Here is a 20410-nt window from a genome sequence, read left to right as displayed (position 1 = left end):
TCCTGCCACGTGGTCGGGACGGCCCACGCCCACGGTCACGCCCTGCACGCCCCGTCCCCGCACCTCACGGACGCCCAGTCCCTCGTGCCTCCCGATCCGGCGGCCATGGGTCACGACCCCATGGTGAGGGCCCACGTGGCCGCGGCCGCCGGCTCTTTCCGTTTGAGCCGCTTTTCTTTCGAGCACACCCCGGGCACTCGCCTGCGGGGTGTCCTCACCACCTGCCGTCGAGAGGTACTTCATCATGTCCGCAACACTGAACGCACCGTCGTCCGAACGTGCCTGCGAGGGTGCGCGCCCCTCCCACGCCTGGTTCATGGTCCTGCTGCAAAGACTGCACTCTGCCGCTGCGCACCACGATCGACCGGTTGCACCGGGACCTGCTGCTGGGTGAGCCCGGGCGGCTCTACAGCGAACTCGCGGCCTCGTGGCTGGGTGTCATGGCCGTGAGCGGGATCGTGCTGATGGTGCTGCACCGACGCCGCGTGGGGCGGGGCCGCTGCGCCCGGGTCACCCTGGTCCCGTGCCCGGGGGAGGCCAATACGTATCGCCGGACCCGGTCGTGCCACACGGCCACGGGCGTGTGGCTGGCCCTCGATTTCCTGTTTCTCGCGTCGTCGGGACTCACGTGGTCCGCGCACGCGGGGGGGGGTGCCTCTATGGTTTTCGTCAAGCAGCCAGGGCCACTGATGACGCGGTCTGAGGGTCGGTGGGGTCTTGGTAGAGGGTGCCGTCACGCAGCATCGCGAACAGGACGTCGGTCCGCCGGCGGGCCAGGGCGATGATTGCCTGGTTGTGGCGTTTGCCCTGGGCGCGTTTCCGGTCGTAGTAGGCCCGCGACGGGGCGTGGTGGATCTCGCGGTCGCCGTCGTCCCACAACGCCGCTCGGCCCGGGAATCCGCGCACTGATCATTCGTGCGGACGGTGCTCCCCGAACGGGCCGCGCCGTCTGAACGGATGTCGCTCCCTGCGCGAACAGCACCCCTGAACGAGCAGCACCCCCGCCAGCGGTCATCTGCCGTCGGGGGTGCGTGTGCTGTGGAGGGTGCGTGCGCGGTGAAGGGTGCGTCCGCGCGGGGGCCTCAGTCGGTCTCGCCCCGGAAGTTGTGCCGGTCCACGAGCGCCCACGACGCCGCGGCGTTGACAGCGGCCACGGTGAACACCGAGGGCCACGCGCCGATCTTCTTGGCCAGCGGGTGGGACAGTCCGAACCCGGCGAGGTACAGCACGCTCAGGCCCGCGGTCGTGGCGGGTCCCGCGGAGCGGTACCACGTGCGCCCGGCGACCATGCCCTTCGCGAGCAGGACCGCGCCGCCCAGGGCGCGCACCCCCGTGAAACGGGCCACCGCGTAACCGCCGATCAGTCCGCCGGCCACCACAGCCGAGCTGGGCAGGGCCACGGCGGAGGGCAGCAATTCGTCCAGCTCGTGCAAGGTCTCTTTGACGCTCATTCGGTGCCTCCCAGGAAGTTCTGCAGACGGGACAGGCCCTCGGCGAGATCGTTGTCGCCCAGGGCGTAGGACAGGCGCAGGTACCCGGACGGGCCGAAGGCCTCACCCGGGACCACTGCCACCTCGGCCTTCTCGAGGATCAGTTCCGCGAGCTCCGCGCTCGTGGTGGGCGTGACGCCCGCGAACTCGCGGCCCAACAGCGCCGTGATGTCTGGGTAGGCGTAGAACGCACCGGTGGGGGTGGGGCACACCACGCCGTCGATCGCGTTGAGCCCGTCCACGATCGTGCGACGACGCCGGTCGAAGGCCTCGCGCATGCGCTCCACCTGGTCCATGGGCCCGTTCAGGGCGGCCAGGGCCGCGCGCTGGGCCACGTTGTTCACGTTGGAACTCAGGTGCGACTGCAGGTTGGTCGCGGCCTTCACGACGTCCGCGGGACCGACCAGCCAGCCCACACGCCACCCGGTCATCGCGTAGGTCTTGGCCACGCCGTTGAGCAGGATGAGGTTCTCGTGCAGCTCGGGCACGGCGCGGGCCATGGAGGTGAACTCCACGTCGTCGTACGTGAGGTGCTGGTAAATCTCGTCGCTGATCACGAAGATGCCCTTGGCCGCGGCCCATTCACCCACGGCCCGGGTCTCCTCGGCGGTGTAGACCGCACCCGTGGGGTTGGAGGGCGAGCAGAACAACAGGGCCTTGGTGTGCTCCGTGTATGCGGCCTCAAGTTGTTCGGGCGTGACCTTGTACTCCTGGTCCGCACCCGCAAAGACCTCCACGGGGTTGCCACCGGCCAGTCGGATGGCTTCAGGGTAGGTGGTCCAGTATGGGGCGGGCAGCAGGACGTCGTCGCCGTCGTCCACGACCGTCTGGAACGCCTGGTACACGGCCTGCTTGCCGCCGTTGGTCACGAGCACCTGGGAGGGCTCCACGGCCCATCCGCTGTCCCGCTGCGTGGCTTGCGCGATCGCTGAACGCAGCTCGGGCAGTCCCGCGGCGGGGGAGTAGCGGAAGTTCTTGGGGTCCTGGAGGGCCTCGGCGGCGGCATCCACGATGTAGTCGGGAGTCGCGAAGTCCGGTTCACCCGCGCCGAAGCCGATCACCGGCCGCCCCTCGGCCTTGAGGGCCTTGGCCTTGGCGTCCACGGCGAGGGTCGCGGACTCCGCGATCGCCGAGATCCGATGCGAGATGCGCTGCTGCGCTGGTGACATGGTGATCATTTCTCCTGGGCTGACTGGGCTGCTTGGACTGACCGGGTCGTCCCGGCGGGCGGGCCTCTCACTGGCCCGCGCACGGATCCGTACGGGAACCTGACGGGCCCGGGGTCCGACCGGGGACGCGGACACCGCTCCCAGCTTAGGTGGCCGGACCCTTGCTTTGCACGGGACGCGGCGGGCGCGTACCATGGTCTGTTGGTGCCGCCACCAGTGCGGTGCGCTCTGCCCCGGGATGGACTCCCGACGGCGGGATGACGGGCCGATGATAGGCTCGGGCACCGGATTTCGTGTCGCGCATGGCTGCGGCGCGGTGTCGAAGGGCAGTGGCGCAATTGGTAGCGCAGCGGTCTCCAAAACCGCAGGTTGCAGGTTCGAGTCCTGTCTGCCCTGCTTCAGGACCCACAACGGCACGCACACCACCGCCGAGAAGTTGCTTCACGCAGGGGAGAGCCGATGTCGCACACCGTCACAGGACAGACCCCGGGTCAACCTGCCGGTTCCGATCACAAACGTGGGATCTTCGGCCGGATCTGGCTGTTTATCCGTCAGGTCGTGGGAGAACTCAAGAAGGTCGTCGCCCCGTCCCGCCGGGAACTGGTCAACTTCGTCCTGGTCGTGCTGGCGTTCGTGGCGTTCATGATGGTGTTGATCTCCCTGTTGGACCTGGGCTTCGGTCAGGTGGCCATCTGGCTGTTCGGGAACGGCGACCAGGCCCAGTAAGTCCTTCCACCACTTCCAGACGTCCACAGAAAGCAGGAATCCCCGGTGACCGATCACGAGCTCGATAACGACGACACCCAGCCCGCTCAGTTCGACTCCCTGATGGCGGACGCTGCGCGGGACGAGTCGGCGCAGAGCACGTCCGAGACCACCGAGACCACGGATCCGCAGCAGGACTCCGACGAGCGCACCGTGCAGGAAGCCGACCTCGACGCCGCCGAGGGTAACGGCGAGGCCGTGCCCGTCCCCACCGAGGACGCCGCGGCCACGGCGGAAGCCGCCGAGGACGACGTCGACCCCGCGGTGGAATTTAAGGCCAAGCTGCGCCGCCAAGAGGGCGACTGGTTCGTGATCCACACGTACGCGGGGTACGAGAACCGTGTGAAGACCAACCTCGAGACCCGCATCCAGTCCCTCAACATGGAAGAGGACATCTTCCAGATCGAGGTACCCATGGAAGAGGTCGTGGAGATCAAGAACTCGCAGCGCAAGACCGTGCGCCGCGTGCGGATCCCCGGGTACGTGCTCGTGCGCATGAACCTCACGGATGCCTCCTGGGGCGCTGTGCGCCACACCCCGGGTGTCACGGGCTTCGTGGGCCAGGACGCTTACAACCCGGTGCCGCTGCGCCTGGACGAGGTCTTCGACATGCTCGCTCCCACGTTCGAGACCCCCGAAAAGGCCAAGGGCCTGGGCGAGACCGCCGGTTCCGGCGCGGGTGCCCAGGGTGGCGCCCAGCAGGTCACCGTGGACTTCGAGGTCGGCGAGTCCGTGATCGTGAAGGAGGGCCCCTTCGAGACCCTCCCGGCCACGATCTCCGAGATCAAGGTGGAATCCCAGCAGCTCGTGGTGCTTGTGTCCATCTTCGAACGCGAGACCCCCGTGACCCTCAGTTTCGACCAGGTCACCAAGATTTAGTCCCATCAGGTTTCGGAATCCGGCCTCGGATGTGCTTTGGTCCGGGGTGTTTCCGTTCGGTCGCCGCGCCACGGCGACCACTCGCCGTCGTACGCTCCTGTGCGGCGGTACGCACAGCTAGAAGAAGGACCATCACATGGCTCCCAAGAAGAAGGTCGCAGGCCTGATCAAGCTGCAGATCCAGGCGGGCGCCGCCAACCCGGCTCCCCCGGTGGGTCCCGCGCTGGGTCAGCACGGCGTCAACATCATGGAATTCTGCAAGGCCTATAACGCGGCCACGGAATCCCAGCGCGGCAACATCGTGCCGGTCGAGATTACCGTGTACGAGGACCGCTCGTTCACGTTCGTAACCAAGACCCCGCCGGCCGCGCAGCTGATCAAGAAGGCCGCCGGCGTCGCCAAGGGCTCCGGTGTCCCACACACCAATAAGGTCGGGAAGATCACCATGGACCAGGTCCGTGAGATCGCCGAGACCAAGAAGGAAGACCTCAACGCCAACGACGTCGAGGCCGCCGCGAAGATCATCGCCGGCACCGCCCGTTCCATGGGCATCGAGGTCAACTGAGCTCTTCCGAGCTCGTACCGAAGACAACCATCGTGGCAGGGCCGAGCGCGGCCCGCTGACCACAACTGCACAAGGAGAACAAGCAGATGGCACAGCGCAGCAAGGCATACCGGGCAGCTGCCGAGAAGATCGAGGCGGGCAAGTTCTACGCTCCCGCCGAGGCGGTCGCCCTGGCCAAGGAACTGGCCGAGAACAGCAAGTCCGATTCCACCGTCGAGGTGTCCATGCGCCTCGGTGTGGATCCCCGCAAGGCGGACCAGATGGTCCGCGGCACCGTGAACCTGCCCAACGGCACGGGCAAGACCGCCCGCGTGGTCGTGTTCGCAACCGGTGACAAGGCCGCCGCGGCCGAGGCCGCCGGTGCGGACTTCGTGGGTTCCGACGACCTGATCGCCAAGGTCCAGGGCGGTTGGACCGATTTCGACGCCGCCGTGGCCACCCCGGACATGATGGGCAAGGTGGGCCGCCTGGGCAAGATCCTGGGTCCCCGTAACCTCATGCCGAACCCCAAGACCGGCACCGTGACGATGGACGTGGCCAAGGCCGTGTCCGACATCAAGGGCGGTAAGATCGACTTCCGCGTGGACAAGCACTCCAACCTGCACTTCATCATCGGCAAGGCGTCCTTCGACGCCCAGAAGCTGGCCGAGAACTACGGTGCCGCGCTGGAAGAGGTGCTTCGTCTGAAGCCGGCCGCGTCCAAGGGCCGTTACATCACCAAGGCTACCGTGGCCACCACGTTCGGCCCGGGCATCCCTGTGGACCCGAGCGCCACCGAGGTCACCACCCAGGCGTGATCGCGGGTACGTAACGAGGGAACGCTCGCATTCCCTGCCGTCGAGGGAAGGGTCCGTGCCGTCACCGGCCGGACCCTTCTTTCGTGGGACGATGGAAACACCGTTACGAATTCTTGATGTACTTGAGGCCGGGTTCCGTGGACGGGGCCCGTCGCCCGGGTGCCGTCCCGGCCGGGCGGCGCGGAAGGAGATCACTGTGACGGAGCCGTCACCGGTACGCATCGAATTGTTGTGCATCCCCGACACCTTCGATGACGAGGCGCAGCGGGTCCTGGGGCGCGTGGCCGCGCTCGTGCAGTCCTCCCGGCGACACGTGTGGGGCACCGGTCAGCTCAGCAACGGCGCCCACGACATCTTCCGGGACCTGCACGACCCCTACGAGCGCGTGAACGTCCTGTGCGCGTACTTCGACGACCGTCTCGTGGGGCGCGCCGAGGTGCGGATGCCCCTGATCACGGACACCGACATGGCGCAGATCGCGGTGGACGTGGCCCCGGACGAGACCTCCGAGGGGATCGGGCGCGCTCTTCTGAGTGCTGCGGAGCAACTTGCGCGGGGTGAGTCCCGCCGGTTCATCCGCCTCGTGACCGAGCACCCCGCGTCCGAGGCGCGCGATCCCTCCGGCCCCGGGGACGGCAGCGCGGACGGCACGGCCGACGGCGGTGCGAGCCCCGTGGCTCCCGTCCCATGGCTCGACGCCGCCGATGGTTCCGGGCGCCTGCCCGCGAGCCACCGCCAGACCCGCTTCGCCCAGCACGCCGGGTACACCCTGCGCACGGTCAGCAGTTTCGCGCTCCTGCCCGTGCCGCTGGACGAACAGCGCGCCGCGCGCATCCACGAATCCCTCGAGGCCGTGCCCTTCGCGGACCACTACCGCCTGCACACGTGGGTGGGGGAGGCCCCGGACGAGCTCCTGGCCCCGCTCGCGCAGCTGCACGCCAAGATCCCCACGGACTCGTTCGTGCGCCCGATCGTGGCGGACCCGGACCCGTGGGACAGCGCGCGGGTGCGCCGCACGGAACAGCTGCGTCAGGAGGACGGCGACCGGTCCCTGATGGCCGTGATCCAGGACGTGCGCACGAGCGAGCTCGTGGGGATGACCGAACTGATCCTCGCGCAGCACCGCCCGGCCCTGGCCCTGCAGGACGAGACCCTCGTGGTGCGCACCCACCGCGGGCACCGGTTGGGGATGCGGCTCAAGCTCGCCAACCTCGAGCAGCTCGCGAACGTGGCCCCCGAGGTCCGGACCGTGTACTCGTGGACCCACAGCGGCAACGACCGGATGAACTGGGTCAACGCCCAGCTAGGCTTCCGGGACGCCGGTCAGTCCGCGATCTGGGAGCAGGACTTCAGCATCCACTGACCGCCGGGGCCGGTCACTCACCACGGCAGGGGCAGCACCACGGTCTCCTGTCCGCGGGCCAGCCCGTCCCGGGGCACGGACAGCAGCCCTTGCGCCGCGGCGAGTCCGCGCACCATGTTGGAGCCCACCGCGCGGCACGGCACCCAGCCGTCCTCGTGCCGCCGGGCCGGTAGCAATCGTTCGGAGCGGGCGTCGGCCAGATCCTCCCCGGCAATCGCGGGGGCGAAAGGTTGGGCATCGCGGCCCAGGTGGCCGGCCAGGAACGCCCCACCCAGCAGCAGGAACGCCACCATGGCGCCCAGGGGATTGCCGGGCAGCGCGAGCACGGCGGTGTCCCGCGCGGCTGCGAACAATGTGGGGTGACCGGGCATGAGGTCCAGCTGGTCCACGAGCACGTGGCACTCGTCCTGCACCAGGGGACGCACGAAGTCCGCGTGCGAGCGGGACGTGCCACCCGTGGTGACCACGAGGTCGTGCTCGGCACTCAGTTCGCGGAGCAGGCAACGCAGCGCCGCGGCGTCGTCGGGACCGCGGCTCACCGTGACCGTGCGCCCGCCGAAGGCCTTCACCATGGGCGGCAGGGACATGCTGAACGCATCGCGCACGTACCCGGGAGCCGGGAGCCCGCTGGTGCGCACCTCGGAACCCGTGAGCAGCAGGGCCACGCGCGGGACGGTACACACGGGCACGTCGTCCCGTCCGGCCACGGCCAGGAACGCCGCGTGCGCGGGGGAGAGCACGGCGCCCGCCCGCACCACGGTCTCGCCCTCGGCGCATTCCGTTCCGGCCGGGCGAATGTGCCTGCCCGCGAGTTCCGTGCGCGGGCTGCCGGGGGACAGCTCAAGGAGCTCGCCGCGGCGGGTTGCGAATTCCTCGCGGATGACCGTGGTGGTGCTGTCCGGGATCACGCCGCCCGTGACCACGGGGACGGCCGTGCCGGGCGCAAGCGTGACCGCGGACGCGGCACTCGGCAGCGGCGCGGACGGCGCAGCGCCGTCGGCCAGGTGATCATCCAGTCGCCGTCCGTCGGATGCCCCCGCACGGGAGCCCGGGGCGACGACGCGCCACGGTCCCGGTCCGTGGACCGCGTACCCGTCCATCGCGCTCGAGGCGTAGTGCGGGACGGAACATGCCGCGCGGACGTCGTGGGCCGCGGTGCGACCCGCCGCCTGGTCCAGGGGGACGATCTCGATCGCGCCGCCGGGCCGGGAGTCCGCGAGCACCGAACCGGCCCGGTGTGCGAGGGTCCGGGCGGCGTCACGCGCCGCGTGGTGCAGGGGTTCGAGACCGCTACTCCACGCGGGTGGGGTAGGACCAGGCATCCGATCAGCCCCCCGCGAAGGGCGGGAGGACGTCCACCGTGGCGGCCGGGGCCAGCGGGGACTCCTGGTCCCGGGCGGCCACACCGTCCACGAGCCACGAGCATTGCGGCAACACCTGGGCCAACGTGCGTTCGCCCGGTGGGGCCACGGGGTGGAGGGTGACCAACAGTTGCTGCAGCTCGGAGCGGGTCAGCGCCGTGGTGGTCTCCACGTGCTCTTCCTCTGTCCCGGCCGCGGCAGCGGCCGCCGCGAAATAACGCACGAGCACGGTCTCAGCCCCCGATCGCGCTCATGCTGCGGTCGGGCTGGACGTAGTCCCCGGAGTCGAGGCCCGCGTGGTCCATCCCGTGGGCGCGCGGCTTGACCCACATGGCATCGCGCCAGCGTTGAGCGATGTCCCGGTCGGTTGCGTTCGAGCGCAACAGGTGCATCAGATCCGTCTCGTGGTGGGAGAACAGACACGAGCGCACGTGGCCGTCCGCGGTGATCCGAGTGCGCGTGCAGTCCTCGCAGAACGGTTCCGTGACGGACGCGATGATCCCCACGGTCCCCACCACGGTGTCCTGACCGCGTTCCCGCACGAGGTACTTCTCCGCGGGGGCGCCCGCGCGGGGTGCGGTGTCCGGGGTGATGTCGAAGTCCCGGGACAGGGACTCGCGGATCTCGGTGGCCGTGACCATGTTCTTCCGGGTCCAGCCGTGGTCCGCGTCCAGGGGCATCTGTTCGATGAAGCGCAGGGCGCAGTCGTGGTCCAGGGCCCAGCGCAGCAGCGCGGGCGCCTCGTGGTCGTTGATCCCGCGCATCAGGACGGCATTGAGCTTGACCGGGCTCATGCCCGCGTCCTGGGCGGCAGCCACGCCCTCGAGCGTTTGGGTGAGCCGCCCGCGGCGGGCGAGCTTCTCGTAGGTGTCCGCGCACAGGGTGTCCAGGGAGATGTTCACGCGGGTCATCCCGCCGTCCGCGAGGGCCTGGGCACGCCCGGCGAGTCCGATGCCGTTGCTCGTCATGGACACGGGGATCCCCGGCATGCGCTCGGTCAGGGCGGCCACGAGCTCCTCGAGATCGGGGCGGATGAGCGGTTCCCCGCCCGTGAGTCGGATCTCCCGCACCCCGAAGTCCGAGACGGCGATGGCGGCCAAACGCACGATCTCCGGGACCGTCAGCAACGATTCACGCGGCAGCCACTGCATGCCCTCCGCGGGCATGCAGTACGTGCACCGGAGGTTGCACTTGTCCGTGAGGGAGATGCGCAGGTCCGTGGCGGTACGTCCGAAGCGGTCCGTCAACGGCCCCTGCGTGGGCACCCCGCGAACGGGGAGGACATGGGGATTACCGAGGAAAACGGACATACCGTCCAGTGTAGGTGCTGCCCCCAGCACGGGCGGAACCCCCGGCGGGGTGGCTACCCTGGAGCCATGTCCCGCTGTATCGAAACGCACCAGCGCACGCTGGTCGAGTTGCTCAACTCGGCGTCACACGACGACGCCGCACTCCTGCCCCTCACGCGCGCCGCGGGACGCGTGCTCGCCCGGGACCTCGTGGCGGAGGCGGACCTGCCACCGTTGGCGAACTCGCAGATGGACGGGTTCGCGGTGCGCGTGGCCGATCTGACCCCCTCCGTCCCGCCCCAGCCAGGGGATGTTGAAGGGATCGAACTGCCCGTCGCGGACGTGCGGCCCGCGGGTGCCCAACCGGCGCGGCACACACCCGGTACCGCGACCGCCGTGATGACCGGGGCCGTGCTCCCCGAGGGCGCGGACGCGGTGATCCCCGTGGAACGGGTGCGTCCCCCGCGCTTCGACGTCCCGGCCGTGACGATCAGCCCCGACGTCGCCCGGTCCGTCACCGAGGGCACCTTCGTGCGAGCGGCCGGGAGCGACGTCGCCCGCGGCGCCGTGGCGCTGCCCGCCGGAACGCGGCTGGGGGCTGCGGCGCTCGGTGCGTGCGCCGCGCTCGGACTGGGCCCGGGAACCGAGGTGTCCGTGCGCACCGGACCGCGTGTGGTCGTGGTGAGCGGAGGGGACGAGATCGCGCCCGACGGGCACGCGCCGCGCCCCGGGATGTACCACGACGCCAACGGCCCCTTGCTGGCCGCGTGGTTGTCCGAGGCGGGCGCCGAATCGGTGACCCGGGTCCGTGTGGACGACGACCCGGACGCCTTCGTGCGAGCCCTGGATCACGTTGTCACCGAGGCACGACCCCACCTCGTGATCACGAGCGGCGGGATCAGCGCGGGCGCGTTCGAGGTCGTGCGCCAGGGCCTCGAGCGGGAGGGCCGGGACACGTGGTTCGGCCACGTGGCCATGCAACCGGGAGGCCCCCAGGGACACGGCACGTTCCGTGGCGTGCCCGTGATCTGCCTGCCCGGTAATCCCGTGAGCACGTGGGTCTCGTGCGAGGTCTTCGTGCGTCCCGCGCTCGCGGCCGCGTGGGGGTGTTGCCCGTCGCCGCGGTGGTTCACGGCCGAATTGGGCGAGGCGGTTCGACCGCTGGACACCAGGACCCAGCTGCGCCGCGGGAGTATGGAACACCCGGGGGACGGAACGGTCCCGCGCGTGCGTCTCGTGGGGGGAGCGTCGTCGCACCTGCTGAGCGCCGCCGCCCGTGCGGACGTCCTGGTGCGCATCCCGCCCGGGAAGCACGAACTCGCTGCCGGGACGACCGTGGCGGTACTGCCGGTGGACGGCGGCGTGCTGCCCGCGGACGACGACCCGGTGCCCGCGGGCGCAGCAGACGGAACGGAACGAACAGGAGAGCCAGCGTGAGCGAACGAGAGCCGGAGCCCGGACAACAGCACCTGACACACGTGCGGGAGGACGGCACGGCGCACATGGTGGACGTGAGCGAGAAGACGGTGACCTCGCGCGAGGCCACCGCCCAGGCCGTGCTCATGACCCGCCCGGACGTGATCGACCTGCTGGCCTCGGGGGGGCTACCCAAGGGGGACGCGCTCGCCGTGGCGCGCGTGGCCGGGATCATGGCCGCCAAGCGCACCCCGGACCTCGTGCCCCTGTGCCACCCGCTGCCCCTGAGCAAGGTGACCGTGGACCTCACCCCGGGCGAGGACCGCGTGGTGATCGAGACGACCGTGCGCACCCGCGGTGTGACCGGCGTGGAGATGGAGGCCCTCACTGCGGCGAGCGTGGCCGCGCTGACCCTGTACGACATGATCAAGGCCGTGGACAAGGCCGCCACGATCACCGACACCCGCGTGCTCGCCAAGTCCGGCGGCAAGAGCGGCGATTGGAGCGCCCGATGAGTGAGCACGCGGATCCGGCCCACGGCCGTCCCTCCCGTCGACACGAGGTGGGCGACACCCACCTGGAGGGGCGCGGCGCCGTGGTGGTCGTGGTGTCCAGCTCGGCGGCGTCGGGCACGGCGGAGGACCGCTGCGGGCCGCTACTGCGGGACTGGTTGCGGGGCCGCGGCCTGGACGTGACGCTGCGCGTGATCCCGGACGGGCCCGAGGTCCTCGAGCTGCTGCGCAACCTCACATCGGCGTCCGGGCCTGCCGCCCCGCGGTTCGTGATCACGACCGGGGGCACCGGACTGAACTCGGACGACGTCACGCCCGAGTCCACGGCCCGGGTGCTGGAGCGCGAGTCGCCGGGGATCATGCACGCGCTGTGGAGCGCGGGGCTGCAGAAGACCCCCACGGCCGTGATGAGCCGCGGGGTCGCGGGGCACACCGGCCAGACCTTCATGGTGAACCTCCCGGGCTCGCGCGGGGGCGTCAAGGACGGGATGACCGTGCTGGACCCCCTGCTGGACCACATCAGCGCGCAGCTCGAGGACGTGCACGGTCACGGGGAGGACCGCTCCGTGACGCGCTCCGCGCAGGGGGAGGTCGTCCCCGCGGCGGTCCCGGACTCCCCGGGCCACGCCGAGCGCACGGACGTGCCCGGCCATGACGCCGCCCCCGCGGTCGGCACGGTCGGCGCGCGGGTGCCCGCAGCGGCGGCGTCGTCGTCCGACGACGACGCCGCGCCGGGCGCCGAGCCCTCGGCGGGCGAGGTGCTGCTGGCGCTCGTCACGACCGACCCCCTGGATGCGGCCGAGGCGCAGCGTGCGGTCCAGCATCCGCGGTGCGGGGCGGTCGTCGGGTTCAGCGGCGTGATCCGCGACCACGACGGCGGCAAGGACGGTGTCACGGCGCTTGAGTACAGCGCCCACCCCAGCGCGGGCGAGGTCATGCGGGACGTGGTCGGTGAGATCGCGAGCGCCCACCCGGACGTGCGCTTGTGGGCCGCGCACCGGATCGGCGCGCTCGCCGTGGGGGACAGCGCGCTCGAGGTGGCCGTGGCCGCGGGACACCGTCGCGAGGCGTTCGAAGCGTGCGCGCAGCTCGTGGACCTCATCAAGGAACGCGTGCCCATCTGGAAGCGGCAGAGCTTCGAGGACGGGCAGCACAACTGGGTGGGGCTGGACGCCTGAGATGGCCGCTCGGATCATCGTCCCCGCCCGCGTGCGCACGTTCGACGCCCACGGGGAAGTGCGCGCGGGTCCGGACCGGCTCGCGGGGGAGGAACCCCTGGAGATCCGGCTGAACGGGCAACAGTTCACCGTGACCATGCGCACGCCCGGGGACGACTTCGAACTCGTGACGGGGCTGCTGCTGAGCGAGGCCGTGATCACGGAGGTCTCGCACATCGTGAAGATGGACTACCGCTCGGGCGTGGACCAGGACGGGCACCGCACGTACAACGTGGTGGACGTCCGGCTCGCACCGGCGGCCCCGGGGCCGCGCGCGGACGCCCAGCGCCAGGTGTTCACATCCTCGTCGTGCGGGGTGTGTGGCACGCCGTCGTTGGACGGGGTGGTCAAGTCCTCCGCGTACCCCGTGGCGCACCCGCGTCCACTCGTCACCGCGGCGCGGCTCGTGTCCCTGCCGGATGAGTTGCGGGAGCACCAGCGGGTCTTCTCCGCCACGGGCGGGGTGCACGCGGCGGCGCTGTTCCCCGTGGGCCGGGACGAACCCCTCGTGGTCCGGGAGGACGTGGGCCGGCACAACGCCGTGGACAAGGTCATCGGGTGGGCGGTGCAGCGAGGACTGCTGCCGCTGCACGAAGCGGTCCTGCAGGTCTCCGCTCGGGCGTCGTTCGAGCTTGTGAGCAAGGCCGCCATGGCCGGGATCCCCGTGCTCTCCGCGGTCAGCGCACCCTCCGCACTCGCCGTGACCCACGGGCGGGAGCGCGGGGTCACGGTCGTGGGGTTCAACCGCAAGGGCCGGTGCAACGTCTACACCCACCCGGAGCGCATCACGGGGGAGTGAACCGGGCCCTGACGATTTGATGGGCACCCGCGCCCCGCTGATTTGGTGGGCACCGCGCCCTGGGGTACGATGGATGTACCAAAGACCGCCGGTCATCATGCGTGCCCCGGTACGCGCGATCTAAGAGGTTCCCGGAAACGTGAACCGTCCAGCGCAGGTGAACCAGCACGAATCCCGCTCCTCAAAACCGCATCTTCATGCGTGTGATCAGGACGTGGTCTCGAGCCCCGGGCATCTGCGCGGGGCTTTTTTCGTGTCCTCGTACGGGACGCGGGCCGGCACCCACATGTAAGGAAGGAGCACCATGGCGAATCCTGAAAAGGCTGCCGCGGTTGCGGAGTTGAAGGAATTCTTCTCCAACTCGCACGCTGCCGTCCTGACGGAGTACCGCGGTCTCACCGTGGCTCAGCTGAAGACGCTGCGCCGTTCCCTCGGTGAGAACGCCGAATACGCCGTGGTGAAGAACACGCTCACCGCCATCGCGGCTCGCGAGTCCGGTATCGACGCGTTCGAGGGCAAGCTCACGGGCCCCTCGGCCATCGCGTTCGTCTCCGGTGACGCCGTCGAGGCCGCCAAGAGTCTGCGTGACTTCGCCAAGGACAACCCCCAGTTGGTCGTCAAGGGCGGTTACCTGGATGGCGTCGCGATGGACGAGTCCGAGATCAAGAAGCTCGCGGACCTCGAGTCCCGCGAGGTTCTGCTGGCCAAGGTCGCCGGCGCCGCCAAGGCGTCGATGTCCAAGGCTGCTGCGCTGTTCCAGGCCCCGCTGTCCAAGACCGTGCGCACCGCCGAGGCCCTGCGCGCCAAGCTGGACGAACAGGGCGAGAACGCCGCCTGATCCCTTCGGGGACCCGGTTGCGGGGTCCCGGGCGAGCGCCCGGGAAACACCCGTGTTCTTCCCACGCACACCTCGCCGGCGCCACCAGCACCGGCACCACGTACAAGTAAGGAGCCAATACCATGGCTAAGCTGACCACCGAAGAACTCATCGAGGCCTTCAAGGAACTGTCCCTCATCGAGCTGTCCGAGTTCGTGAAGGCGTTCGAGGAGACCTTCGACGTCACCGCTGCCGCCCCCGTGGCCGTGGCCGGTGCCGCTCCCGCCGGCGGCGACGCCGGTGGGGCCGAGGAGGAGAAGACCGAGTTCGACGTCATCCTCGAATCCGCCGGTGACAAGAAGATCCAGGTCATCAAGGAAGTTCGCGGCCTGACCTCCCTGGGCCTGAAGGAAGCCAAGGACCTCGTGGACAGCGCTCCCAAGGCCGTCCTCGAAGGCGCCACCAAGGAAGCCGCTGACAAGGCGAAGGAAGCCCTCGAGGGCGCCGGCGCCTCCGTCACTGTCAAGTGATCCACGGCGCCTCGTGCGCCCGCCGTGTCCCGTGACGTGACCCCCGGGTCCGTCCGGCACGACATCCCCGCGAAACCCCGCACCGATCATCGGTGCGGGGTTTCGCGCATTCCCCGTAGCGGTGTGATGTGCGAAACTGTGTGTGACCATCTGGCCGTCACCGTACGGCGGGAGAGCATGGCGGATCCTCGTGAGCCGGAACCACGTGAACCGGTACCGCGGGCATCGCGCCATCGCCGAAGGAGCAAACCCTCCCCGGGAATCTCTCAGGCACCCGTACCGCCGCACCGGGCCACTCTGAAGAGCTCACCCCTGTCACGGGGAGAGCACCGACGGGGCAGGTCGACGGGCGCGAGTTGCTGCGCCCGCCGGCGAAATCTCTCAGGTTGCGATACAGAGCGGGGAGGACTCACCGGGCCCTCGCGCGCCCACAAGCAGCCCAGGAGACCCTCGTATGTCCTTCCTGTCACGCCACATCGGCCCCGACGCCGATGACATGGCCGTCATGCTCCGCACCGTGGGGGTAGCCAGCCTCGACGAACTGATCGACCGCGCCGTCCCCGAGAGCATCCGTGTCCGGGACGCCCTGGACCTGCCGGAACCCCTCGACGAGCCCGAGGCCCTCGCGGCCCTGCGCTCGATCGCTGCGCGCAACACCGTGATGCGCCAGATGATCGGGCAGGGCTACCACGACACCGTGACGCCCGCCGCGATCCGACGCAACATCCTGGAGAACCCCGGGTTCTACACGTCCTACACGCCGTACCAGCCCGAGATCTCCCAAGGCCGGCTCGAGTTGCTGCTCACGTTCCAGAACGCGGTGATCGACCTCACCGGCCTCGAGGTGGCCAACGCGTCCCTTCTGGACGAGTCCTCTGCCGTGGCCGAGGCCGTGCTCATGATGCGCCGCGCCAACCGCCGATCCAAGAGCCTGCGCGTGCTCGTGGACAGCCGCAGCCTGCCCCAGACCCTCGCCGTGCTCACGGGCCGCACCCGTGCCGCGGGTATCGAGCTTGTCACGGCGGACCTCGGTGATCCCGACGCCGCCGCGCGGGCGGTCTCGGAGGGTGACGTCTTCGGCGTCGTCGTCGCGCAGATCGGTGCGGACGGGGACGTCACGGATCCCACCGCGGTGATCGACGCCGCGCACGAGGCGGGCGCGCTCGTGACCGTGAGCACCGACCTGCTCGCCTTGACCATGCTGCGCAGCCCGGGTGAGCTGGGCGCGGACATCGCGGTCGGCTCGGCCCAGCGCTTCGGGGTGCCCCTGTTCTTCGGGGGCCCGCACGCCGCATTCATGGCGACCCGCAAGGGTACCGAACGCTCCTTGCCGGGGCGCATCGTGGGGGTGTCCACCGATTCCTCGGGCGCACCCGCGTACCGGCTCGCGCTGCAGACACGTGAGCAGCACATCCGCCGCGAGAAGGCGACCTCCAACATCTGCACGGCGCAGGCCCTGCTCGCGATCGTGGCCGCGGCCTACGCGGTGCACCACGGTCCCGTCGCACTGCGTGCCCTCGCCGAGCGGCTGCACGGTCTCGCCGCGGAGCTCGCCGCCGGGTTGCGGGAGCGCGGGATCGACGTCGCCCACGAGCGGTTCTTCGACACCGTGACCTTCTCCGCGCCGGGCCGGGCGGACGGCATCGTGGCCGCGGCCGCGGACCGCGGGATCAACCTCCGTCGCATCGACCAGGACACGGTGGGCGTGAGCTTCGGTGAACCCCATACGCAGCGGGACGTCCAGGACGTGCTCACCGCGGTGTCCGAGGCGTGCGGCGCGCGCACCTCGGACTCCGGGGAAGCCGCGAGCGCGGACGCACTGCCGGACGAGTGGCTGCGCACGGACGAGTACATGACCCACCCGGTCTTCCACACGCACCGCTCCGAGACCTCGCTCATGCGGTGGCTGCGCGAACTCTCCGACAGGGACCTGGCGCTGGACCGCACCATGATCCCGCTGGGCTCGTGCACCATGAAGCTCAACGCGGCGGCGGAGATGGAACCCATCTCGTGGCCCGAGTTCGCGAGTATCCACCCGTTGGCCCCTGCGGATCAGACCCGGGGCTGGACCGAACTGATCGAGCAGTTGCAGACATGGCTCGCGGAGATCACCGGCTACGCGGCGGTGTCCGTGCAGCCCAACGCCGGTTCGCAGGGTGAACTCGCGGGTCTGCTGGCCATCCGGCGGTACCAGCTGGCCCGCGGCGAGGGTCAGCGCAAGACGATCCTCATCCCGTCCTCCGCGCACGGGACCAACGCGGCGTCGGCCGTGCTCGCGGACCTCAAGGTCGTGGTCGTGGCGACCGCCGCGGACGGCACGATCGATCAGGCGGACCTCGCGGCCAAGATCGAGGCGGTGGGGGACGAGCTCGCGGGCATCATGGTCACCTACCCCTCGACCCACGGCGTCTACGACACGGACATCACCGAGGTGTGCGCCGCGGTACACGACGCCGGTGGTCAGGTCTACGTGGACGGCGCGAACCTCAACGCGCTCATGGGGCTGGCACGGCCCGGCCGCTTCGGCGGGGACGTCTCCCACCTGAACCTGCACAAGACCTTCTGCATCCCGCACGGCGGCGGCGGGCCCGGTGTGGGTCCCGTGGCCGTGGCCGAACACCTCGTGCCGTACCTGCCGGGCAACCCGGCGGACGCGGACCTGGACGAGCACGGCGCGGGCTTCCCCGTGGCGCAGGCTCCCTACGGTTCCGCGGGGGTTCTGCCCATCACGTGGATGTACATCGCCATGACGGGCGCGCAGGGGCTGACCGAGTCCACGCGCACCGCGGTGCTCGGGGCCAACTACATCTCCCGCGCGCTCGCGGACGTGTTCCCCACGCTGTACACCGGGGACGGCGGGCTCGTGGCCCACGAGTGCATCCTGGACCTGCGGCCCATGACCAAGGCCTCCGGCGTCACGGCCGAGGACGTGTGCAAGCGCCTCGTGGACTTCGGATTCCACGCGCCCACGCTCGCGTTCCCGGTCGCCGGGACCCTGATGGTCGAGCCCACCGAGTCCGAGGGCCTCGAGGAGCAGGACCGGTTCATCGCCGCGATGCGCACGATCCACGCGGAGATGCAGGAGATCGCGGACGGCACCGTGTCCCTCGAGGATTCCGTGATCCGCAACGCCCCGCACACCGCCCAAGTGCTCACCGCGGACGAGTGGCAGCGCGCCTACCCGCGCTCGCAGGCCGCCTACCCGGTCGCGTCCCTGCGCCGGGTCAAGTACTGGCCCCCCGTGGGCCGGATCGACAACGCCGCGGGGGACCGCAACCTCGTGTGCGAGTGCCCGCCCATCGAGGCGTTCGACGCCGCGTACAACACCGCGGCAGTAGCACAGGAGGAGACTCGATGAGCGAGCAGCACACCGCACTGTACGAGGACCACGAGCGGTTGGGGGCGCGGTTCACCGACTTCGGTGGCTGGACCATGCCCGTGCGCTACGCGAGCGACACCGCCGAGCACCACGCGGTGCGCCGCGGCGCCGGGATCTTCGACCTGTCCCACATGGGGGAGGTCTCGGTCTCGGGTCCGCAGGCCGGCGCGTTCCTGGACTACGCCCTCGTGGGTGTGCTCTCCGGGCTCACGGTGGGCCGCGCCAAGTACTCGATCATCGTGGACGAACAGGGCAGGATCCTGGACGACCTCATTACCTACCGTACGGACGAGGACGAGTACCTCGTGGTGCCGAACGCGGGCAACCAGGAGACGGTCGTGCGTGCGCTCCAGGAGCGCGCCCAGGGCTTCGACGTGCGCGTCACGGACAACGGTCCGGCGACGTCGCTGATCGCCGTCCAGGGTCCGCGCGCCCTCGAGGTGCTCGAGGCCACGCGCTTGGAACCGGCCGAGGACGTCGCCGCGCTGAAGTACTACGCGTGCGTGCGCGCACGCTGCGCGGACGTGGCCGTGCTCGTGGCCCGCACCGGGTACACGGGCGAGGACGGTTTCGAACTGTACTGCGACAACCAGGACGCGCCCGTGCTGTGGGACGCGCTCCTGACGACCGCGGCCGAGCTCGGCACGGAGGAGGCCCCCGTGGGAGCGGCGGGTCTCGCGGCGCGCGACTCCCTGCGGCTCGAGGCCGGGATGCCGCTGTACGGTCACGAACTGTCCACGGAGATCACCCCGGTCGAAGCGGGACTCGGCAAGCTCGTGGAGATCGCCCTGCGCAAGAAGGCGGAGGCCGGCACCACCACGGTCGGCGAGGAGGTGCTCGCGGCGATGCTGGAAGGCACGCCCGAACGCACCCTCATCGGTCTGGAGGGCCTGGGTCGCAAACCCGTGCGCGCGGGCTACACCGTGCACGTGGGGGAGCGCACCGTGGGTGAGGTCACGAGCGGGCTGCCCTCGCCCACGCTGGGCAAGCCGGTGGCCATGGCGCTCGTGGCCACGGACGCCGTCGACGGGATCGACGCCGGTGAGGTGAGCGTCCAGGACGCACGCGGGCGCGCCGTGGAGGTCACGCGCACCGCGCTGCCCTTCTACAAGCGGTCCTGAAGGGTGGTGTGGGGAGCGAGCCGCCCGGAGTAGTCTCTAGGCAGGCCCGCTCCGCCGTGCACGTTCCGAGGACCGCGCGGGCCGGTGAGGGTCCCGCCCCGTGTGATCGGGGCGGGACGGACAAGGAGAACGACGTGTTCCTGCGCGACGCCGCCCCCGGGATCCATATGATCCAGAACCACAACGTGAACTGCTATGTCCTGGAGGACTCGGACGGCCTCACGGTCGTGGACGCCGGTCTGCCCAGGGTGTGGAACGAACTCGGGTGGGCCGTGCGCGAACTCGGCCACGCCCCAGAGGACATCAAAGCGCTCGTATTGACCCATGCGCACTTCGACCACGTGGGGGTCGCCGCGAAACTCGTGGACCGGCTCGGGATTCCCGTTTACGCCCACCAGCGGGACAAGCACCTCGCGGCACACCCTTACAGCTACGCGCACGAGAACCCCACGGCCGTCTACCCGCTGCGTCACCCGCGCGCCGTGCCGATCCTCGCGTCCATGATCGCCGGTGGCGCCGCGATGGTGCGGGGCGTGACCGTGACCCGCGAGCTGACCGCGGGGGAGACCGTCCCCGTCCCGGGCCGCCCGCGGGTCGTGTTCACCGCGGGCCACACGTACGGGCACTGCGCGCTGTACGTCCCCACAGCGGACGCCGTGATATCGGGGGACGCGCTCGTGACCCTGGACCCCTACTCGGGTCTCACGGGCCCCCGCATCGTGGCTCGCGCCGCCACCGCGGACAGCGCGATGGCCGTGGAATCCCTCGCCGCACTCGAGGTCACGGGAGCCACCCTGGTGCTGCCCGGACACGGCGACCCGTGGCGTGAAGGTGTGGGACGCGCCGTCGAACTGGCCCGGGAGAACGGGATCGCCTGAGGGTGCGCCGCCCGAGGGGCGGGCATCTTACGGCCCGGACGGGATTTCGTCCAGCACCGGTGT

The 20410-nt window shown here is 70.3% G+C and carries 19 protein-coding genes, 1 tRNA gene, 2 pseudogenes and 1 riboswitch; of the genes and pseudogenes, 16 read left to right on the top strand and 6 right to left on the bottom strand.

What is annotated here, in order from left to right; genetic code table 11:
* Nucleotides 1-278: 278 nt before the first annotated feature.
* Nucleotides 279-617, top strand: a pseudogene (locus A5728_RS13260) (PepSY domain-containing protein); the annotation flags it as partial.
* Nucleotides 618-669: 52 nt separating this feature from the next.
* Here A5728_RS13260 and A5728_RS00850 read toward each other — a convergent pair.
* From A5728_RS00850 to A5728_RS00840, 3 genes and pseudogenes are all read right to left on the bottom strand, one after another.
* Nucleotides 670-840 (bottom strand): annotated as a pseudogene (locus A5728_RS00850) (IS110 family transposase); the annotation flags it as partial.
* Between the two features lie 242 nt (nucleotides 841-1082).
* Entirely contained in the window at nucleotides 1083-1451 is a 369-nt protein-coding gene (locus A5728_RS00845; protein WP_064845238.1) for a hypothetical protein, read from the bottom strand.
* On the bottom strand, nucleotides 1448-2659 hold the full coding sequence (locus A5728_RS00840; protein ID WP_064845262.1) for a pyridoxal phosphate-dependent aminotransferase: 1212 nt from the start codon (nucleotides 2657-2659) through the stop codon (nucleotides 1448-1450). Before A5728_RS00840 ends, A5728_RS00845 begins: the two co-directional genes overlap by 4 nt.
* A 323-nt stretch (nucleotides 2660-2982) precedes the next feature.
* Between A5728_RS00840 and A5728_RS00835 the strand changes: the two genes are divergently transcribed.
* From A5728_RS00835 to A5728_RS00810, 6 genes are all read left to right on the top strand, one after another.
* A tRNA-Trp gene (locus tag A5728_RS00835) sits at nucleotides 2983-3055 on the top strand.
* 63 nt (nucleotides 3056-3118) lie between these two features.
* A complete protein-coding gene (gene secE / locus A5728_RS00830) occupies nucleotides 3119-3385 on the top strand; it encodes a preprotein translocase subunit SecE (RefSeq protein WP_064845237.1) in 267 nt (88 codons plus the stop codon).
* Between the two features lie 45 nt (nucleotides 3386-3430).
* Nucleotides 3431-4303 (top strand): transcription termination/antitermination protein NusG, encoded by an 873-nt coding sequence (nusG, locus tag A5728_RS00825; protein ID WP_064845236.1) that lies wholly within the window; start codon nucleotides 3431-3433, stop codon nucleotides 4301-4303.
* Nucleotides 4304-4439: 136 nt separating this feature from the next.
* Nucleotides 4440-4868 (top strand): 50S ribosomal protein L11, encoded by a 429-nt coding sequence (rplK, locus tag A5728_RS00820; protein WP_035959909.1) that lies wholly within the window; start codon nucleotides 4440-4442, stop codon nucleotides 4866-4868.
* An 86-nt stretch (nucleotides 4869-4954) separates the two neighbouring features.
* Nucleotides 4955-5665, top strand: a complete 711-nt coding sequence (gene rplA, locus A5728_RS00815; RefSeq protein ID WP_064845235.1) for a 50S ribosomal protein L1 — start codon at nucleotides 4955-4957, stop codon at nucleotides 5663-5665.
* Nucleotides 5666-5861: 196 nt separating this feature from the next.
* Nucleotides 5862-7028 carry a GNAT family N-acetyltransferase gene (locus tag A5728_RS00810; RefSeq protein ID WP_064845234.1) on the top strand — a complete coding sequence of 389 codons (1167 nt, stop codon included), beginning with the start codon at nucleotides 5862-5864 and terminating at the stop codon, nucleotides 7026-7028.
* 17 nt (nucleotides 7029-7045) lie between these two features.
* Here A5728_RS00810 and A5728_RS00805 read toward each other — a convergent pair whose 3' ends face one another.
* Genes A5728_RS00805 through moaA form a run of 3 tightly spaced genes read right to left on the bottom strand, consistent with a single transcriptional unit; the run spans nucleotide 7046 to nucleotide 9699 of the window.
* On the bottom strand, nucleotides 7046-8350 hold the full coding sequence (locus A5728_RS00805) for a molybdopterin molybdotransferase MoeA (RefSeq protein ID WP_082943126.1): 1305 nt from the start codon (nucleotides 8348-8350) through the stop codon (nucleotides 7046-7048).
* Between the two features lie 4 nt (nucleotides 8351-8354).
* Nucleotides 8355-8618, bottom strand: coding sequence for a MoaD/ThiS family protein (locus A5728_RS00800; protein WP_064845233.1), 264 nt, complete (start codon nucleotides 8616-8618; stop codon nucleotides 8355-8357).
* Between the two features lie 4 nt (nucleotides 8619-8622).
* Nucleotides 8623-9699: a GTP 3',8-cyclase MoaA gene (gene moaA, locus A5728_RS00795; RefSeq protein WP_082943125.1), complete on the bottom strand. Its 1077-nt coding sequence runs from the start codon at nucleotides 9697-9699 to the stop codon at nucleotides 8623-8625.
* A gap of 66 nt (nucleotides 9700-9765) precedes the next feature.
* On the opposite strand from moaA, the gene glp reads away from it, so the two are divergent.
* The 9 genes from glp to A5728_RS00750 all read left to right on the top strand — a co-directional run bounded on the left by glp (nucleotide 9766) and on the right by A5728_RS00750 (nucleotide 20347).
* Nucleotides 9766-11115: a gephyrin-like molybdotransferase Glp gene (glp, locus tag A5728_RS00790; protein ID WP_082943124.1), complete on the top strand. Its 1350-nt coding sequence runs from the start codon at nucleotides 9766-9768 to the stop codon at nucleotides 11113-11115.
* A gap of 65 nt (nucleotides 11116-11180) precedes the next feature.
* Complete coding sequence (gene moaC / locus A5728_RS00785; protein WP_231885418.1) at nucleotides 11181-11609, top strand: cyclic pyranopterin monophosphate synthase MoaC; 429 nt, start codon at nucleotides 11181-11183, stop codon at nucleotides 11607-11609.
* Nucleotides 11606-12784: a molybdenum cofactor biosynthesis protein MoaE gene (locus A5728_RS00780; protein WP_082943123.1), complete on the top strand. Its 1179-nt coding sequence runs from the start codon at nucleotides 11606-11608 to the stop codon at nucleotides 12782-12784. Before moaC ends, A5728_RS00780 begins: the two co-directional genes overlap by 4 nt.
* A 1-nt stretch (nucleotide 12785) precedes the next feature.
* The gene (gene fdhD, locus A5728_RS00775; RefSeq protein ID WP_064845229.1) at nucleotides 12786-13622 is read left to right on the top strand and encodes a formate dehydrogenase accessory sulfurtransferase FdhD; all 837 of its coding nucleotides are present in this window, start codon (nucleotides 12786-12788) and stop codon (nucleotides 13620-13622) included.
* A 304-nt stretch (nucleotides 13623-13926) separates the two neighbouring features.
* Nucleotides 13927-14460, top strand: a complete 534-nt coding sequence (gene rplJ / locus A5728_RS00770; protein ID WP_035959878.1) for a 50S ribosomal protein L10 — start codon at nucleotides 13927-13929, stop codon at nucleotides 14458-14460.
* Between the two features lie 122 nt (nucleotides 14461-14582).
* Nucleotides 14583-14969 carry a 50S ribosomal protein L7/L12 gene (gene rplL, locus A5728_RS00765; RefSeq protein ID WP_035959869.1) on the top strand — a complete coding sequence of 129 codons (387 nt, stop codon included), beginning with the start codon at nucleotides 14583-14585 and terminating at the stop codon, nucleotides 14967-14969.
* Nucleotides 14970-15127: 158 nt separating this feature from the next.
* Nucleotides 15128-15261, top strand: a riboswitch (glycine riboswitch).
* 162 nt (nucleotides 15262-15423) lie between these two features.
* Entirely contained in the window at nucleotides 15424-18327 is a 2904-nt protein-coding gene (gene gcvP / locus A5728_RS00760; protein WP_064845228.1) for an aminomethyl-transferring glycine dehydrogenase, read from the top strand.
* Nucleotides 18324-19469, top strand: coding sequence for a glycine cleavage system aminomethyltransferase GcvT (gene gcvT / locus A5728_RS00755; RefSeq protein WP_064845227.1), 1146 nt, complete (start codon nucleotides 18324-18326; stop codon nucleotides 19467-19469). The genes gcvP and gcvT overlap by 4 nt, the downstream gene beginning before the upstream one ends.
* 134 nt (nucleotides 19470-19603) lie before the next feature.
* The gene (locus A5728_RS00750; RefSeq protein WP_064845226.1) at nucleotides 19604-20347 is read left to right on the top strand and encodes an MBL fold metallo-hydrolase; all 744 of its coding nucleotides are present in this window, start codon (nucleotides 19604-19606) and stop codon (nucleotides 20345-20347) included.
* Nucleotides 20348-20410: the final 63 nt, after the last annotated feature.

This window comes from Kocuria sp. ICS0012 (genome assembly GCF_001665945.1).
Lineage (GTDB): Bacteria > Actinomycetota > Actinomycetes > Actinomycetales > Micrococcaceae > Kocuria > Kocuria marina.
Note: the sequence above shows the minus strand (reverse complement) of the source record. Positions and strands in the feature narration are given on the sequence as shown.

Excerpts from the sequence above, each read along its gene's own strand:
- rplL (WP_035959869.1), top strand. The coding sequence starts at position 14,583 with ATGGCTAAGCTGACCACCGAAGAACTCATCGAGGCCTTCAAGGAACTG.
- rplK (WP_035959909.1), top strand. The coding sequence starts at position 4,440 with ATGGCTCCCAAGAAGAAGGTCGCAGGCCTGATCAAGCTGCAGATCCAG.
- moaC (WP_231885418.1), top strand. The coding sequence starts at position 11,181 with ATGGTGGACGTGAGCGAGAAGACGGTGACCTCGCGCGAGGCCACCGCC.
- gcvP (WP_064845228.1), top strand. The coding sequence starts at position 15,424 with ATGTCCTTCCTGTCACGCCACATCGGCCCCGACGCCGATGACATGGCC.
- A5728_RS00845 (WP_064845238.1), bottom strand. The coding sequence starts at position 1,451 with ATGAGCGTCAAAGAGACCTTGCACGAGCTGGACGAATTGCTGCCCTCC.
- moaA (WP_082943125.1), bottom strand. The coding sequence starts at position 9,699 with ATGTCCGTTTTCCTCGGTAATCCCCATGTCCTCCCCGTTCGCGGGGTG.
- A5728_RS00840 (WP_064845262.1), bottom strand. The coding sequence starts at position 2,659 with ATGTCACCAGCGCAGCAGCGCATCTCGCATCGGATCTCGGCGATCGCG.
- A5728_RS00805 (WP_082943126.1), bottom strand. The coding sequence starts at position 8,350 with ATGCCTGGTCCTACCCCACCCGCGTGGAGTAGCGGTCTCGAACCCCTG.
- gcvT (WP_064845227.1), top strand. The coding sequence starts at position 18,324 with ATGAGCGAGCAGCACACCGCACTGTACGAGGACCACGAGCGGTTGGGG.
- A5728_RS00780 (WP_082943123.1), top strand. The coding sequence starts at position 11,606 with ATGAGTGAGCACGCGGATCCGGCCCACGGCCGTCCCTCCCGTCGACAC.
- rplA (WP_064845235.1), top strand. The coding sequence starts at position 4,955 with ATGGCACAGCGCAGCAAGGCATACCGGGCAGCTGCCGAGAAGATCGAG.
- glp (WP_082943124.1), top strand. The coding sequence starts at position 9,766 with ATGTCCCGCTGTATCGAAACGCACCAGCGCACGCTGGTCGAGTTGCTC.
- secE (WP_064845237.1), top strand. The coding sequence starts at position 3,119 with ATGTCGCACACCGTCACAGGACAGACCCCGGGTCAACCTGCCGGTTCC.
- rplJ (WP_035959878.1), top strand. The coding sequence starts at position 13,927 with ATGGCGAATCCTGAAAAGGCTGCCGCGGTTGCGGAGTTGAAGGAATTC.
- fdhD (WP_064845229.1), top strand. The coding sequence starts at position 12,786 with ATGGCCGCTCGGATCATCGTCCCCGCCCGCGTGCGCACGTTCGACGCC.